Here is a 15,820-nt window from a genome sequence, read left to right as displayed (position 1 = left end):
GGCGCGCCCTCTCATGTCTGCTCCACACCCGCCACCTTTGCCATTCCAGACACAGTGGTGCCCTGCACCAGCATAGAAACCACTACCACGATAAAAGCAATGTTGAAAATTTTGTGAGCCTCTGGCACTTGGCTCACTATTGGAATCAAGGCAAACACAATAGGCGTGGCACCGCGAAGACCCACCCAAGAATAAAAGACTTTGAACCGCCAGCCAATTTTTTTGAAAAAAACCAAAGACCCCAACACCCCAAAAGGACGCGATACGAAAATCAAAACGGCGGACAAAATGAGTCCTTCCCAAAGTACGTCTTGCAACTCGAACAAATACACTTGAAGCCCCAATACCAAGAAAAGAGCCGTCTCCATCAGCCAAGAAAAACTTTCAAAAAAATGGATGTTGAAATCCCGTTGCACCCACGGAGAGTTGCCCAAAATCATTCCCGCCAGATATACCGACAAAAACGCGCTGCCTCCCAACAAGGAATTTACCGCATACAAAATCAATATCCACGCTAACAACACTATTGGGAACTGGCCTCTTTTGAGCGGAACGTGCCGTGCCAACAAATGAATGAATTTACCGGCCAATAGCCCTGTTGCAGCACCCACAAACATCGTCCACAAAAAATTGCCCGACAAGGCAAGCAAACCCGCGTCGGATGGCTGCGATATGAGCATGGCCGACACACTTAGGGTCAGGAAAAAAGCCATTGGGTCGTTGGCCCCCGATTCCAATTCAAGCACCTCGCGCACACCCGGTTTCAAGCTCAGGTTGTTATTTTCCAGAATGGAAAAAACAGCCGCCGCATCCGTCGCAGACACCACTGCCCCCAACAATAAACTATGCGTCCACGACCACCCCAACAAACCATAAGCGAACACGGCGGTAGCCACCACCGTCAACAATACGCCCAACGTCGCCAAAGAAACACCCTGCCAGAAGATAGGGCGAAAACGCTTCCAATTGGACTCGAAACCACCCGCAAAGATGATGACACACAAGGCTATTTCGCTGAAGCGAAGCGTCACCACCGGGAAGTTGTAGTCAAAATCATAAGGCCCGCCATTGCCGAAAATCACGCCGATAGCCAGCGTGGCCAAAAGGGTGGGCGCTCCGAATCGAGTGGCGAACCGCCCGGCCACTAAATTGACAATAATAAGTATGCCCGCTGCGAGCAAAATGTATGGAAGGGTTGGCAACATGATGTCTATTTCAGTTCTAACAAGGCCACGTTCTCTATGTGGTGCGTGTGAGGAAACATATCTACTGGTTGTGCTTTCAGCGTAGCGTACTTTTCGGAAAGCCACTGCAAATCACGCGCTTGCGTAGCAGGGTTGCAACTGACGTAAACGATGCGCGGAGCGGCCAGCTCCAACAAAAACCGCACAGCCTTTTCGTGCATTCCCGCGCGAGGTGGGTCAGTGACGACCACATCGGGCCGTCCATGCCGTTCGGCAAACTCAGCGGTCAGCACCTGTTTCACATCGCCCGCATAGAAAACGGCGTTGGTGATGCCATTGAGCCGCATATTTTCCTCCGCGTCGGCAATGGCCTCCGGCACCTCCTCTATGCCCACCACCTGTCGGCATTGGCGAGCCAAGTAAAGCGCGATGCTCCCCGTGCCAGTGTAAAGGTCATACACATTTTCCTTGCCGGTCAGGCCAGCGAAATCGGCTGCCACGTCGTACAACCGTTTGCCTTGCAAAGAGTTGGTTTGGAAAAAAGATTTGGGGCCAATTTTGAATTTCAAACCACCCAACTGCTCCACGACATAGCCTTTCCCAAAATAAGGAACCATCTCAAGGTCGAACATGGAGTCATTCAGCTTCGTGTTCACCGTATAAACCAGCGTGGTCAAACCTGGAAATTTTTCCAAAATGGCATCCAGATACTGGCGAATCGCCGCAGCGTCGTTTCGAGCAAAACTGACCAGCAACATTGTTTCGCCAGTCGTGGTAAGCCGCACCATCAGGTTGCGCAAAAAACCCTTGTGCGTGCGCAAATCGTAAAACGCCAAATTTTGCTCAAAAGCAATTTGGCGGCAAGTGTTGCGCAGCGCGTTGGAAGGCTCGGCTTGTAGCCAACAATGCTCGATGTCAATGATTTTATCGAAAAAACCAGCCTTGTGAAAGCCGAGTGCGTTCAAATTCGCGGGCGAAGTTTCGGCGGACGACGCGGCATCCATCTCGCCCGGCAACAGCCACCTTTTGTTTGAAAACCCAAACTCCAGTTTATTGCGGTAAAAAACCGTTTCCGGCGCGCCCAAAATGGGCAGCATCTCGCCGAGCTGTATTTTGCCGATGCGGAGCAAGGCATCCTCCACCACCTGCTGCTTGTGGCGCAACTGTGCCTGATAGTCAAGATTTTGCCATTTGCATCCCCCACAGACGGAGAAGTGCTCGCAGAATGGTTCCGCCCGGTCGGGCGACGGCTTCACGATGCGCTCGACCTTGCCCTCCGCAAAACCGCCTTTTTTCTTTTGGATGAACACATCCACCACATCGCCGGGCACTGCACCCTCCACAAACACGGCCAACCCATCCACCGTGCGGCCCACGCCTTTGCCCCTGTCCGCTATGCCGTGAATAGCGATGTTTTGGACTACTGTATGTTTTTTAGTCATAATTTTGAGGGGCAAAAATAAGAGGTTGAAACGGCTTTATCTTTTACAGCCTCAGCGCCCTGTTCTCGTCATGTCTTACTCAACCTTATTTTCATGAATCGCAAACGTATTTTAATTGGGTTGGCCGCGTTGCTCGTGCTCATCCAACTCATCCGCATTGACAAGACCAACCCTCCCGTGGACCCCAAAATTGACTTCGCCACCGCCGTGCGCCCCCCTGCCGAAGTATTGGCAGTGATAAAGGACGCTTGCTACGACTGTCATTCCCACGAGGTGAAATACCCGTGGTACAGCAACGTCGCCCCGGTCTCTTGGTGGCTTAAACATCACGTCAACGAGGCGCTCGAACACTTCAACTTTTCTACCTTGGGCATCTTGAAGCCAGAAGATTTGAAATGGGCACTCGGCTCCGCCGCCGAAGAAATCCGCGAGAAGGAGATGCCATTGAAAAGCTATACGCTGATGCACCCGGAGGCACGACTGAGCGACGAACAACGCGCCCTACTTGCCACATGGCTCGACACGTTTGTGCCACCCTCGACGGGCTATGGTGAGACGGAGGAGGAAAAAGATTGATTATGGCTTCATTAGATGTGGCGCGGCCTCGGCAGAAAAGATTTATTCAAAAAAAACTTTTCTGCCGGGGGGCATGCCGCGCTTGAAACAAGCTGACATCCGACGAACCTTGAAGAATCATGGTATATTTTCGCCCCAAACTTCCCACGCATGAAACACTCACTTACACTCTCGCTCTTTTTTGCGCCGCTGCTCCTTTTTTCTCAAAACAAAAAAATACTTGACCATGCCGACGTGCATCGGTGGCAAAAAATCGAACAACCGCGCATCTCCAACAATGGACAATGGGTAGCTTGGGTGCAAGTCTCCGTGACGGAGGGCGACCCCGCGCTGCACCTTTGGAACGCAAGCACCGCGCAGACGCAGGTGTTTCATCGAGCCACCGACGCGCGTTTTTCAGAAGACGGCGAATTGTTGGTTTTCAGAATAAAACCCGCCCTCGACACCATCAAAGCCCAGCGCCGACGCAAGGTGAAAGAAGAAGATTTACCCAAAGACACGCTCGGCATCGTTTCGCTTGCCGATGGAACTTTTGAGAAAATCGCGCGGGTGAAAAATTTCGCGCTCCCCGAAAAATGGTCGGGCTGGCTTTTTTTCCAAATAGAAGGAGAAAAAGCCCAACCCATGCCAAAAGACAGCACCGTCAGTGCGCCCGATAGCGCCCAAACCACCCCCAAAACCGTCGCCAAAGGAGATGGCAAGAAAGCCAAATCAGAGGACAAGGAAAATGGCTATCGCCTCATCGTGCGCAACACCAGCAGTGGACATCAAGACACCTTCGGCTATGTCACCCAGTTTGTGTTGGCCGAAAAAAACAAGCGTTTTCTGCTCCACACAACAGGCATCGGCGACACCCTGATTTTTGGGGCCAACCCCAACACCGCGACTTCGGGCGTTTATTTCATCAACTTGGAAAACTGGCACCTCCGCCCACTGTTCAGAGCAAAAGGCAAATTTCCGCACATCGCATTGGACAAACCGGGGGACCAAGCCGCTTTCATAGCCGATACGGATACGGGTAAGGCCCGCATTCGGCCTTATCAGTTGTGTTACTGGGATTTTTTGCAGGATTCAGCCCGTGTCATCGCCGACCCAAACAGCAACTTTCTGAGCCAATTTCCCTCCACAATGGCCGATGATGCCACAAGGCAAGGCGCAAAATGGGGCATCAGCGAACACGCGCAGCCCATTTTCTCCGACAATGGTTCCAAGCTTTTCTTCAATGTGGCACCACCGCCCGTTCTGAACGACACCACTTTGCTTCCCGAGGAAATCGTGAATGTGGAAGTGTGGTCGTGGACCGACGAACGCCTCTACACGCAAAAGAAAGTGATGCTGGAGAATGAGAAAAAAAGGGGGTACCCTGTGGTGTGGCGCGTTAGCGAAAAACGCTTTGTGCCACTCGGGGGGCCGGATATGCCTGAATTGCGTTTGCAGGAAGAGCGAGATGCCGAGCTGGCGCTGGGCTTTACGGAAGAACCTTATGCGCATTACCTCAGCTCGGAAGGAACCGCGCACAAAGATTTGTTTGCCGTTGATTTGAGAACGGGGCAAAAAAAGCAGCTCGTCAGGGACTTGCGTTGCAATCCGCGACTCTCGCCCCAAGCTCGGCATATTGCTTGGTGGAGCGCCCCCGACTCTGCGTGGTTTGCATGGAACCCCCGCACGGCTATCAATACCCGGCTTACCGACAACCATGCCGTCCTTTTTTTCAGAGAAGACACCGATGTGCCGGATTATCCCGCCGAACACGGATTGGCGGGGTGGCTTGAAGGCGATGCGGCCATGCTGGTCTATGACAAATACGATATTTGGCAAATTGACCCCGAAGGCAAGAAGAAACCCCAGCGCCTGACGCAAGGCCGCGAGACGGAAACGACCTACCGCTACTTAAAACTTGACCCGGAGGAAAAAAGCATCCCCACAAATGGGGTGCTGTTGTTGCATCAATTCAACCATTCGACAAAGGCAGAGGGCTATGCTTGGCTGGATTTGAATGGAAATAAAATGTCACAATGGCTCAATGGCGATTTTTCATTTTCAAGACAACCCCTAAAAGCGAAAAACGCCAACACCCTCCTTTTTACGAAGGGAAATTTTCAGGCTTTCCCCGACCTCCACACAACCGAAATACCCACCGCCAAGCAAGCCAATTTACGCACCGCCCCAACCGCCCCTCCGCAAGCCATCTCGAACGCGAACCCGCAACAATCGGAATATAAATGGGGGCGTATCGAACTCGTTTATTGGACCTCGTTCTCAGGTGAAAAACACACTGGCTTGCTGGTCAAACCCGAAGACTTTGACCCGACAAATCAATACCCCATGATTGTCAATTTTTATGAAAAAGTGTCCGATGGGCTGCACCAACATCGCTCGCCCGATTTCCATCGCTCGCAAATCAACTATACCTACTATGCCAGCCGCGGCTATTTGATATTTGCTCCCGACATACATTACCAAACAGGCTTTCCCGGCGAAAGTGCCTTCAACGCCATCATGAGCGGCGTGGCGGCGCTCATCGAAAAAGGGTTCGTTGCTCCCAAACGGGTCGCCTTGCAGGGGCATTCATGGGGCGGCTATCAGGCTGCATACATCGTGACGCGCACCAACCTTTTCGCCTGTGCGGAAGCGGGTGCCCCGGTCGCCAACATGACCTCGGCGTATGGCGGCATTCGGTGGGAGTCGGGCCTAAGTCGCGCCTTCCAATATGAGCGCCAACAGAGCCGCATCGGGGGCACGTTGTGGGAATACCCCATGCGCTATTTGGAAAACTCTCCCCTCTTCTCGCTCGATAAAGTGCAGACACCCTTGTTGATTTTGCACAACGACAAAGACGGCGCGGTGCCATGGTATCAGGGCATTGAATTGTTCACCGCCCTGCGCCGACTTGGAAAACCGGCTTGGCTGCTCAACTACAACGATGAGCCGCATTGGCCCGTGAAATTGCAAAATCGCATTGATTTTCAAGTTCGCATGGCGCAGTTTTTCGACCACTACCTGCTAGGGGCACCGCTACCACGCTGGATGCAAAGAGGAGTGCCGCCCATCGAAAAAGGCATTTTGCAAGGCTTGGAGCTGGCCGAAGAGCGGCACTAGGGCGAATCGGTACGGTCTTCAAATCAAAAACTTGCCGCGCTCATAGATTTTCTCTCCATCTGCCCAAATTTCCCCGTGCTGGGTCATGTCGGTAATCATGTCCCAATGCACGGGCGATTCGTTTTTACCCCCCGTTTGCAAATAACTTTGGCCAATCGCCAAATGGACGGTGCCGCCAATCTTCTCGTCGAACAAGATATTTTTGGTCATTCGCTGAATATCATAATTAGTACCGATGGCCGCCTCGCCAAAGCACCGGGCGCCGGGTAGTGAAAAGACATAGTCGAGGTACTCCTTACCGCGTCGCGCTTCCCATTTTTCAATAAGGCCATCCTTGACCCAAAGTGTCACCCCTTCCACTTCATTGCCTTGATGAATGCAGGGATATGAAAAACGCACCGTCCCGTTCACCGCGTTCTCCACAGGGCTGGTATAAACCTCCCCTGAAGGCATATTGGTTTGCCCATCCGAGTTCATCCAGATGCGGCCCTTTGTAGAGAACGTAATGTCCGTGTCCTCGTTGAGATAACGAACGATGGAGCATCGGTTCAGATGGTCAACAATCCGTTGTTGTTGCGCCCGCACCTGCATCCACGCGGCGGCAGGGTCGTCGGCGAAAAGCTTGCACGCGCCAAACACGAACTGCTCGTACTCACCCAGCCCCATGCCCGCCTCCTGAGCGGCCGCATCGGTTGGGAACTGGCACAAGTTGCGCTTCAGCCGGCGGTCGGCGGTGCGCTCAAAATATGCCTTGTTGATAGGTGCGAGGGCCTCGGTGCGTATTTGTGCCTGTTCGGGCGTGGCGCCAGAAGTCTCGCGCAAGTTGAAAGGTGCCCGGATATTCAGATAACAATCAAAAGATTCCATAGCCAACCGCGTGAGCACTGGTGGCACACGGAGCGCCGCCTCGCTGGCATTTTCCATGTAAATGCGCTCGCGCTCGCGGAAGGCAAGGTCGTATTCGACCAGCGCGGCACCCGCTGCGTAGGCCACCCGAAACACTTCACGCACGAGCGGCTCGGCCAATAAGGTGGTGGAGATGAAAACTTTGTCGCCGGGTTTTACTTGCAGGCAATAGTGGACGAGCAGTTGGGCATATTTGTTCAATATCGAAATCATCGGTTCAACAATAGATTTGCGGCAAAGAACATAAATTTTTGACCACAAGCAGCAAAAATTTCCCTCGATGAATCTACGCAAGCGCGTACCTTCGGGGGAATCCGCAAAAGCCAACCCTTCACCCAGCAATCATAATCCCTCCTTGTTGAGCGAAACGGAAATAATTCAGGGTTGTCTGCGCGGTTCAGCGCAGTGTCAGCGCGCCTTGTACGAGCGATTTGCCGGCAAGATGTATGCGGTGTGCCTACGTTATGCCCGCACTCAGACCGACGCTGCCGATATTCTTCAGGAAGGTTTTTTGAAGGTCTTTTCAAAATTGGGCCAATTCCAATTTCAAGGTTCGTTTGAAGGGTGGATACGCCGCATCATGGTCAATACGGCCTTGCGGACTTATCAGAAACAGCGATTCGACCAAGAGACATTTGGTCACGAGCGCTTGCCCGAAGCACCAGTGGATGCGGATGCCATTGCGGCGCTCTCGGAAGCAGAATTGTTGGACCTGATTGCCCATTTGCCCGAGGGGTACCGGATAGTGTTCAATCTTGTCGCCATTGAGGGATACGCTCACGCAGAAGTGGCAGAGATATTGGGCATTCAAGAAAGCACCTCCCGCTCGCAACTCACCAAAGCACGGCGTTGGTTGTGCGAACAGGTGGAAGTCATGCACAAGATTGTTGACTGCACAAATTTGGAATCAAAATGAAAATCGAACCGAACCATACAGATGAAATTTTCCGCCAGCGACTCCACGATGTGGAGGTCGAGCCGCCGCCATTTGTTTGGCCCAATGTGGAACGCGAGCTGAAACGGCAAAAGCGGAAGCGCTTCTTTATGTGGCTATTTGCCCTGATGTTGTTAGGGATAGGGGCATGGAATATCCTCTCCCGGCGCAGTGCCGCCCATGTTGCCAACCCAGCAGAGCAAGTGCTGCTCGAAGACAAGGTGGAGACAGTCGCCCCGCCGTTGCCTAAACCCGCCGATTCCGAAACGGACGACCAAGAAGCAGCGCGTGAAAAAAGCGTTTTTCTCGAAAGCAACACAAATCAGCAAATCGAATCCGCCACCCACACAAAAAGGGCTACCTCTGAAACACGCAATGCGCGTGCGCAAGCTGTGTCGGGAAAACAAGACAACATCGCTCCAATAGCCACTTTCGAGACCACAGAAGCCTTATCGGCCATTGCTCCCATAGTCGGAGCAGCACACGACGTGGCAACTTTGTCACTATTGGGCGAGCACACGTTGGAGCCGCTTGCTTTCATGAGAAAAAATGATTTTCCCCACATCAAAACACGCCCCGTTCGCAAAAAACAAACCCCAAAACACTGTTATGACTTTGCGAAAAACCCAAACGTTTGGATGTTGGATGCCTACATGGGGCCATCGTTCAGCTCTTTGACATCCGAAACCAACGACTCGTCGTCCGAACCATACCGACAACGGCGCGAAGCCACGGAACAACGTGACTGGGCCTTCCATGCGGGCCTTCGAGGCTCACTGTTGCTCGGGCGTCATTTCCTGTTGCGTTCCGGGGTTCATTACGAGCAAATGACAGACGTGTTCGAACACTTCGACCCGAACTATGTGAAATATATTGTGGAGATAACACAAGTAATCGTTGATAACAAACCCGTCATCATTGCCGACACCATAGACATACAGTACGGAGAAAGCTATGTCAAAACCTACAACCGCTATGGCTTGCTGGATATTCCATTTGAAATAGGCGGCGAGATTCGCAGCGGACGATTCGGCTTAAGCCTCCAAGCTGGGGCCTCCCTCAACGTGTTCTTTTGGAAACGCGGCACATTTCTTTCTGCCAACGAACAGCCCACCCCATTCACACCGGGCGCGAAGGGCGCCCAAGAGATATATCGCCCCAGAGTAGGCTTGAGCGCAGGCGCGAGCGCCCAGACATTCTTCCATCTGCGGCCTCGGCTGCGCGTTTTTGCCGAGCCGTATTTCCGGAAAATCCTCCATCCGCTCACTTTGGAAAACCAGTCAGTGCAACAACGGCGCAGCAATTGGGGGGTGAAAATTGGCGTGACAAAAATTTTTGATTGAAAACTGTTAAAATTTCGCATTTCAAAGCAGCGATTCCCCCGTCACGGCGCATCTGCCCAAAAAACCTCCCGAGAAGCACAAAGACCACCAACAAGCAATAACCACATAGCCGACTACTTAGACGCAATCATGTTCACTCGACCCGGACATATTTTCATATACACGTTACTAAGCACCGTTACCCTGGCAGGTGTGGGGGGGTGCCGGAAAGACGTTGAGACGTTTCGGCGCTACTCGCCGACGTTGGAAGCCATCCGACAAGTACTACAGCAGGTGCCAGACCCGTCTTCAAAAACGACATTCTCCTTGAGTTTTGTCAAGGAAGATAAGGTGCTTGTCACACAAAACGGTGTGCGGATTTTCTTAACCGATACCGACAACTTGTTCGCTGATGCCAACGGCACCCCGGTTCCTTGCAGCACCTGCCAAAATCTTAAATTGGAGGTGAACGAAGCCTTAGACAAAGGCGACATCATCGCGCTCGGCACCCCGACCATTTCCACTTCGGGAGAATTGATAGAGAGCGGTGGCATCGTGCACATCGTAGTATCCTGCGACGGCAAACCCCTTCAATTACTTTCCAATCGAAAACTTAAAATTCAAATCCCCGCCGACAATCCGGTTGACAAAATGAAAGTGTTCAACGGACTCGTCACAAACGATAATTTTATCGGCTGGGAGAACACAGGACAACCTGTCTATCAAGCGGAGTGGCTGTCGGACAACATGGACCTCGTGCAAGGTTACGAAATCCTAACGCCTTTGTTGGCTTGGGTGAATGCTGGCATGGTACTAAATGAACCATCCACCACATTCTGTGTTGCACTTCCAGACAGCTTCAATCCCGAAAACACCACCGTCTATTTGGTTGTGAAAAACACCCGTTCAGTTGTCTTCTTAGAATACAACACTTCCGAAAGATCCTTCTGTTACTACAGCGCCCCTATTGGCTATTCTGTGAAAATCGTTACGGTAAGCCAGACCCCGGATGGTCGGTTTTGGTTAGGCAACAAGGATACGGAAATCGGGACAGATGCCACCGTGAGCGTTGCGCCAGAGCAACTTAGCGAACTACAATTGCTCGACTTTTTGAAGAGCCTTTAAAGAATACCCGTGTTTAGTAATTTAGTATCATGCCGAGCCGGTAAAGACCAGCTCGGCTTTTTTTATCCCGTACTTTGCCAAATGAAAAACTTGCCTTAACTTTGTGCCATCATTCCGGCCATTCACCGCGCGAGGGGGGACCACACAGGTTCCCCCTCGTGTTTGTATAACCCCCATTTTTCTGCCCCAAAAGAGGCTTGACCCAACGCACATTTAAGGCATGGAACTAACCGAACGCATTGCCCAACTCCTTGAGGAAAAATACGCAACCGACGAATCTTTCGCCGATTGCTTCACTGTGGACATCGAATTGAAGCCAAACGCAAAGCTCTACGTCTTTGCAGATAGCGACTCTGGCATGACCTTCGAAAAGTGTCAAAAATTGAGTCGTTTCTTAGAAAGCCATCTGGATACCAATGGCTGGCTTGGCGACAAATATGTGCTTGAAGTCAGCAGCCCCGGCATTGGAAGACCATTCAAGTTTCTACGTCAATACAAGAACAATATCGGGCGCACCGTAGAGGTAACGATGAAAGACAAAACCCATCAAACGGGACTTTTGTCAGAAGTCAGCGAAGCCCAAATCACCTTGCTTCAAAAAGCAGTGGAGCGCGAAGGCAACAAAAAGAAGGAAGTAGAAAAACCAACGAGCATCCCCTTTGACCAAATTGAAACAGCCATCGTAAAAATCGCTTTCTGACAACTCAGCAAGCTCTATAAAATAACGAACAATCAATCACTATTTCAACCATGGTCAATTTAGTAGATGTCTTTTCCGACTTTAAGACCGGGAAAAATATAGACCGCCCCACAATGGTGCGCGTGCTGGAAGACGTGTTCCGCACCCTCATCAAGAAAAAATATGGTACTGATGAAAACTTCGATGTCATCGTCAACACCAACACGGGCGACCTTGAAATCTGGCGCGTCCGCGAGGTAGTGCCGGATGGCGAAGTCACCAACGAACTGGCGCAAGTCAGCGTCACAGAAGCCCACACCATTGACGAGGGCGTGGATGTGGGGGATGAATGCTATGAAAAACTCTCCATTGACGATTTTGGTCGTCGGGCCATCATGGCAGCCCGCCAGACACTCGTCTCCCGCATCATGGAATTGGAGAAAGACGAGATTTATCGCAAATACTCCGAGATGGTCGGCACGATAGTCATTGGAGAGGTGAGCCAAATCATGAAAAAGGAAATCCTAGTGCTTGATGATGCAACGAGCAACGAAATCGTGCTCCCACGAACAGAAATGATAAAAGGCGACTACTACCGCAAGGGCGATGTGGTAAAAGGCATCATCAAAAAAGTGGAAATGGTCAACAATGCGCCATATATCATGCTCAGCCGCACAGACCCGGCTTTCTTGGCCAAGTTGCTGGAAGGCGAAGTGCCCGAAATCGAGGACGGAGTAATCGAAATCAAAAACATCGTGCGCCTACCCGGCGAGCGCGCCAAAGTCGCTGTGGAAAGTCATGATGAGCGCATAGACCCCGTAGGTGCCTGCGTGGGGATGAAAGGCAGTCGCATACACGGCATCGTGCGCGAGCTGCGCAATGAAAACATTGACATCATCAATTACACCAACAACGTCTCACTTTTCATTCAGCGCAGCCTGACCCCAGCCAAAATCAGCAACATCGAACTCGACCACGAGCGCAAACGAGCCTCCGTCTTCCTTGACCAAGACCAAGTAAGTCTGGCCATCGGCAAAGCAGGGAGCAACATCAAATTAGCCACCAAACTCACCGGTTACGAAATAGACGTGTATCGCAACCAAGCAGAATACGAAATTGACGACGTGGACTTGGAAGAATTCGGCGATGCCATCGAACCGTGGGTGATAGAGGCGCTCAAGAACGTCGGCTGCGATACAGCCCGACAAGTACTCGAACTCAGTGCCGAAGAGCTCGTGCGCCGCACCGACCTCGAAGAGGAGACCGTGCGCGAGGTGTTGCGTATTTTGGCAGAAGAATTCGAGGAAGAAAAATAACGATTCGCATAACATTCACACGCGGTGGGGCAAATCGTATGGTTTTCCCCACCGTTTTTTATTGTACCTTTGCACCGCTTTAAACCCAAAAACATTTTTTTTCACTAAATTTTCATCGTCTTCTAAAACGGCAACTCATAGCGGCGACACTTGCGTTCCCCCGCTAACGCAAACAGAATCAACTTTTTACTTTGGATTAGCGACTGTTTTTTCTACAGAAAAGACAGGTAAAACCACTGCATGGCTCAAAAATTAATTAAGGTAGCAAAAGAATTCAACGTCGGACTCCACACCATCGTGGAAACACTGCACAGCAGAGGATTTGCTGATGTGGAAGAGAAACCGATGGCCGACATCAGCGACGAAATGCTCGCGGTGTTGCGTCAAGAATTTCAAAAAGACCTTGCTATCAAACAAGAGGCGGACAAGCTTGCCCGCCCCGTGCTCAAAAAAGAATCCGTTGCCGTCGGTGGCAATACATCTACCATTGCGCCTCCCTCGCCCCCTCCCTCTCACCGGCCATCCCTTTTGCCGCCTCGAGAAGAGACTGCCAAACCCAAAATAGAGCAGCCCAAAAAAGAAGAGCCTGAGGTCGTCACACGCGAACGCCCTGCTTTGCGCATTCTCGGCAAAATAGACCTTGATGCGCCAAAAAAAGCGCCAGTGGTGGAGGAAACTCCTCCTCCCGCCCCCCCCCCTCCACCAGTAGAGGAATCCAAGCCCGCCGCCAAGCATGAGGAAAAACCCAAACCACCACAACCAACCGAGCCAGAAAAGGCTCCGCCGCCCCCCCCTTCTACCGAAGCCGAACCAACACCATCATCCACAGGCGAATCCAGCGGTGGCACAGAGGACGATTTTTATCGCGCCGATTCCCCCACGCTACGCGGTCTTAAAATACTTGGGCGCATTAGCTTGGACAAACCAAAGCCGGAGCAAACCAACGAAAGCAACCAGCAACGCGGCGGTCGGCGCGATGGACAACGCGGTGGAAGGCGCGATGATAATCGCGGAGGTCAAGGTGGCAATCGAAACCAACAAGGCCAACAAAACCGCTCGTCGAGCGGTGGGCAGCAACAAAATCGCCCCTCTTCGCCCGGCGGGCAGGCAGGAGGCCAACAGCAGCCCAGTGGCGGTGGCAGCGACCCCAATCGCCACAAGCGCAAACGCAAAAAAGTACAACAGCCCATCAATGCTGCTTCATTGCAAGCAACATTGACGAGCAATCAGGGCGACAACAAGGGTCGCGGGCGACGTGACGAACCCAAAGAGGTATCACAAAAACAGATTGAAGACCAAATCCGCCAAACAATGGCCCGTATTGGCGCAGGAGCGAGCCGAAAGCGTCAAAAAATTCGCCGCGACAAGCGCGACGTGCGCCGCGAACGAGCCGAAATGGAGGAAATGGCACGCACCGAGGACAGCAAAACCTTGCAGGTAACGGAGTTCATCTCCGTCTCTGATTTGGCTTCCCTCATGAACGTGAAGCCTTCCGATGTCATCAAAACCTGCATGGGGCTGGGCATTTTTGTCTCCATCAATCAGCGACTTGATGCCGAGCTCATCGAGGTGGTGGCAAGCGAGTTCAATTACGAGGTGCAATTCATATCCGCAGAAGAGCAGGTAGAAGTGGAAGAGGAAGAGGTGGACGACCCCAACGACTTGGTCGCCCGGCAGCCTATCGTCACCGTGATGGGTCACGTGGACCACGGCAAAACCTCTCTGCTCGACTACATCCGGTCAGCGAAGGTCGCCGAAGGTGAAGCTGGAGGTATTACCCAGCATATTGGTGCCTATGAAGTCACGACCGAAGATGGCCGCAAAATCACCTTCCTTGACACACCCGGTCACGAGGCATTCACCGCCATGCGTGCTCGCGGTGCAAAGGTGACCGATATCGCCATCATCGTCATCGCTGCCGACGATAGCATCATGCCTCAAACCCGCGAGGCTATAAGCCACGCACAAGCAGCTGGCGTACCGCTCGTTTTTGCTATCAACAAAATAGACAAGCCGGGCGCCGACCCAGAGCGCATCAAAAATGAGCTAGCCCAGATGAACCTACTTGTCGAGGAGTGGGGCGGCAAATATCAAAGCCAAGACATCTCGGCTAAAAGCGGTACCAACGTGGACAAGCTCCTCGAAAAAGTATTGCTGGAAGCCGAATTGCTCGAGCTACACGCAAATCCCAAGCGCCGCGCCACGGGTACAGTATTAGAAGCCTCTTTGGAAAAAGGCCTAGGCTATGTGTCAAAAGTGCTTATTGAAAATGGCACACTCGACATCGGCGACCCGATTATCGCCGGAGAGTATGCCGGTCGTGTCAAAGCGTTGTTCAACGAGCGCGGCAAAAAGGTGAAAAAAGCTGGCCCAGCCCAGCCCGTCATGGTACTCGGCCTACCAGGCGCACCCCAAGCGGGCGAAAAACTGAAGGAAACCGCTACCGATGCGGAAGCAAAGGAAATAGCGGCACGGCGTTCGCAAATCATCCGTGAGCAAGCCACCCGCGCCTCCAAGCGCATCAGCCTTGAGGAAATTGGCCGTCGCCTTGCGTTGGGCAACTTCAAAGAACTCAACCTCATCGTCAAAGGCGACGTGGATGGCTCCATCGAGGCACTGAGCGACTCACTCATCAAGTTGTCCATGGAAAAAATTCAGGTCAACGTCATCCACAAGGCCGTTGGTCAGATTGTGGACAGCGACGTGATGCTTGCTTCTGCTTCGGATGCCATCATCGTTGGTTTCCAAGTGCGCCCATCCATCACGGCACGCAAGCTAGCCGAGAAAGAAGGGGTCGAGATAAAACTCTATTCCGTCATCTACGAGGCAATAGATGAAATCAAATCGGCCATGGAAGGAATGTTGGAGCCGACCAAAGAAGAGGAAATCATGGGCCAAACCGAAATACGCGAAGTCTATAAAATTTCCAAGGTTGGCACAGTGGCGGGCTGCTATGTGTTGGAAGGCAAAATCAGCCGCAACCACTATGTCCGCATCATCCGCGATGGCATTGTGGTTTATCCAGTCAACCCGGGCCAAAACGCGGAGCTCGCCTCGCTCAAACGATTTAAGGAGGATGCTAAAGAAGTCAAGGCTGGCCTCGAATGTGGCTTGACCATCAAAAACTTCAATGACATCAAGGCAGGAGATGTGGTCGAGTCATACATAGTGAACGAAGTGAAGGCGACGCTGTAACTACGCTAAAAAAACGCTCATATCATAAACGCCTTCGCTAAC

11 protein-coding genes are annotated in these 15,820 nt (G+C 52.1%); 8 read left to right on the top strand and 3 right to left on the bottom strand.

Annotation, left to right across the window (positions count from 1 at the left end):
• Positions 1–11: 11 nt before the first annotated feature.
• Positions 12–1,205: a potassium/proton antiporter gene (locus tag KIS77_11545; protein ID MCW5922972.1), complete on the bottom strand. Its 1,194-nt coding sequence runs from the start codon at positions 1,203–1,205 to the stop codon at positions 12–14.
• 5 nt (positions 1,206–1,210) lie between these two features.
• Positions 1,211–2,626: a 23S rRNA (uracil(1939)-C(5))-methyltransferase RlmD gene (gene rlmD / locus KIS77_11540; GenBank protein ID MCW5922971.1), complete on the bottom strand. Its 1,416-nt coding sequence runs from the start codon at positions 2,624–2,626 to the stop codon at positions 1,211–1,213.
• A 93-nt stretch (positions 2,627–2,719) separates the two neighbouring features.
• On the opposite strand from rlmD, the gene KIS77_11535 reads away from it, so the two are divergent.
• Entirely contained in the window at positions 2,720–3,202 is a 483-nt protein-coding gene (locus KIS77_11535) for a heme-binding domain-containing protein (GenBank protein ID MCW5922970.1), read from the top strand.
• Between the two features lie 150 nt (positions 3,203–3,352).
• Complete coding sequence (locus tag KIS77_11530) at positions 3,353–6,301, top strand: S9 family peptidase (GenBank protein MCW5922969.1); 2,949 nt, start codon at positions 3,353–3,355, stop codon at positions 6,299–6,301.
• A gap of 18 nt (positions 6,302–6,319) precedes the next feature.
• Here KIS77_11530 and KIS77_11525 read toward each other — a convergent pair whose 3' ends face one another.
• Positions 6,320–7,420: an aminopeptidase gene (locus KIS77_11525; protein ID MCW5922968.1), complete on the bottom strand. Its 1,101-nt coding sequence runs from the start codon at positions 7,418–7,420 to the stop codon at positions 6,320–6,322.
• Positions 7,421–7,565: 145 nt separating this feature from the next.
• On the opposite strand from KIS77_11525, the gene KIS77_11520 reads away from it, so the two are divergent.
• The 6 genes from KIS77_11520 to infB all read left to right on the top strand — a co-directional run bounded on the left by KIS77_11520 (position 7,566) and on the right by infB (position 15,778).
• A complete protein-coding gene (locus KIS77_11520) occupies positions 7,566–8,123 on the top strand; it encodes an RNA polymerase sigma factor (protein MCW5922967.1) in 558 nt (185 codons plus the stop codon).
• On the top strand, positions 8,120–9,484 hold the full coding sequence (locus tag KIS77_11515; protein MCW5922966.1) for a hypothetical protein: 1,365 nt from the start codon (positions 8,120–8,122) through the stop codon (positions 9,482–9,484). The genes KIS77_11520 and KIS77_11515 overlap by 4 nt, the downstream gene beginning before the upstream one ends.
• 129 nt (positions 9,485–9,613) lie before the next feature.
• Entirely contained in the window at positions 9,614–10,588 is a 975-nt protein-coding gene (locus KIS77_11510; protein ID MCW5922965.1) for a hypothetical protein, read from the top strand.
• A 220-nt stretch (positions 10,589–10,808) separates the two neighbouring features.
• A complete protein-coding gene (locus tag KIS77_11505) occupies positions 10,809–11,288 on the top strand; it encodes a ribosome maturation factor (GenBank protein ID MCW5922964.1) in 480 nt (159 codons plus the stop codon).
• Between the two features lie 50 nt (positions 11,289–11,338).
• Positions 11,339–12,583 (top strand): transcription termination/antitermination protein NusA, encoded by a 1,245-nt coding sequence (gene nusA / locus KIS77_11500; protein MCW5922963.1) that lies wholly within the window; start codon positions 11,339–11,341, stop codon positions 12,581–12,583.
• 240 nt (positions 12,584–12,823) lie between these two features.
• The gene (gene infB / locus KIS77_11495) at positions 12,824–15,778 is read left to right on the top strand and encodes a translation initiation factor IF-2 (protein ID MCW5922962.1); all 2,955 of its coding nucleotides are present in this window, start codon (positions 12,824–12,826) and stop codon (positions 15,776–15,778) included.
• The last annotated feature ends 42 nt before the right edge of the window (positions 15,779–15,820 follow it).

The sequence above is a fragment of the Saprospiraceae bacterium genome, assembly GCA_026129545.1.
Taxonomy (GTDB): Bacteria; Bacteroidota; Bacteroidia; order Chitinophagales; family Saprospiraceae; genus M3007.
This window is presented reverse-complemented; position numbering and strand designations above follow the sequence as displayed.

Excerpts from the sequence above, each read along its gene's own strand:
- infB (MCW5922962.1), top strand. The coding sequence starts at position 12,824 with ATGGCTCAAAAATTAATTAAGGTAGCAAAAGAATTCAACGTCGGACTC.
- rlmD (MCW5922971.1), bottom strand. The coding sequence starts at position 2,626 with ATGACTAAAAAACATACAGTAGTCCAAAACATCGCTATTCACGGCATA.
- nusA (MCW5922963.1), top strand. The coding sequence starts at position 11,339 with ATGGTCAATTTAGTAGATGTCTTTTCCGACTTTAAGACCGGGAAAAAT.
- KIS77_11545 (MCW5922972.1), bottom strand. The coding sequence starts at position 1,205 with ATGTTGCCAACCCTTCCATACATTTTGCTCGCAGCGGGCATACTTATT.
- KIS77_11535 (MCW5922970.1), top strand. The coding sequence starts at position 2,720 with ATGAATCGCAAACGTATTTTAATTGGGTTGGCCGCGTTGCTCGTGCTC.
- KIS77_11505 (MCW5922964.1), top strand. The coding sequence starts at position 10,809 with ATGGAACTAACCGAACGCATTGCCCAACTCCTTGAGGAAAAATACGCA.
- KIS77_11515 (MCW5922966.1), top strand. The coding sequence starts at position 8,120 with ATGAAAATCGAACCGAACCATACAGATGAAATTTTCCGCCAGCGACTC.
- KIS77_11510 (MCW5922965.1), top strand. The coding sequence starts at position 9,614 with ATGTTCACTCGACCCGGACATATTTTCATATACACGTTACTAAGCACC.
- KIS77_11530 (MCW5922969.1), top strand. The coding sequence starts at position 3,353 with ATGAAACACTCACTTACACTCTCGCTCTTTTTTGCGCCGCTGCTCCTT.
- KIS77_11525 (MCW5922968.1), bottom strand. The coding sequence starts at position 7,420 with ATGATTTCGATATTGAACAAATATGCCCAACTGCTCGTCCACTATTGC.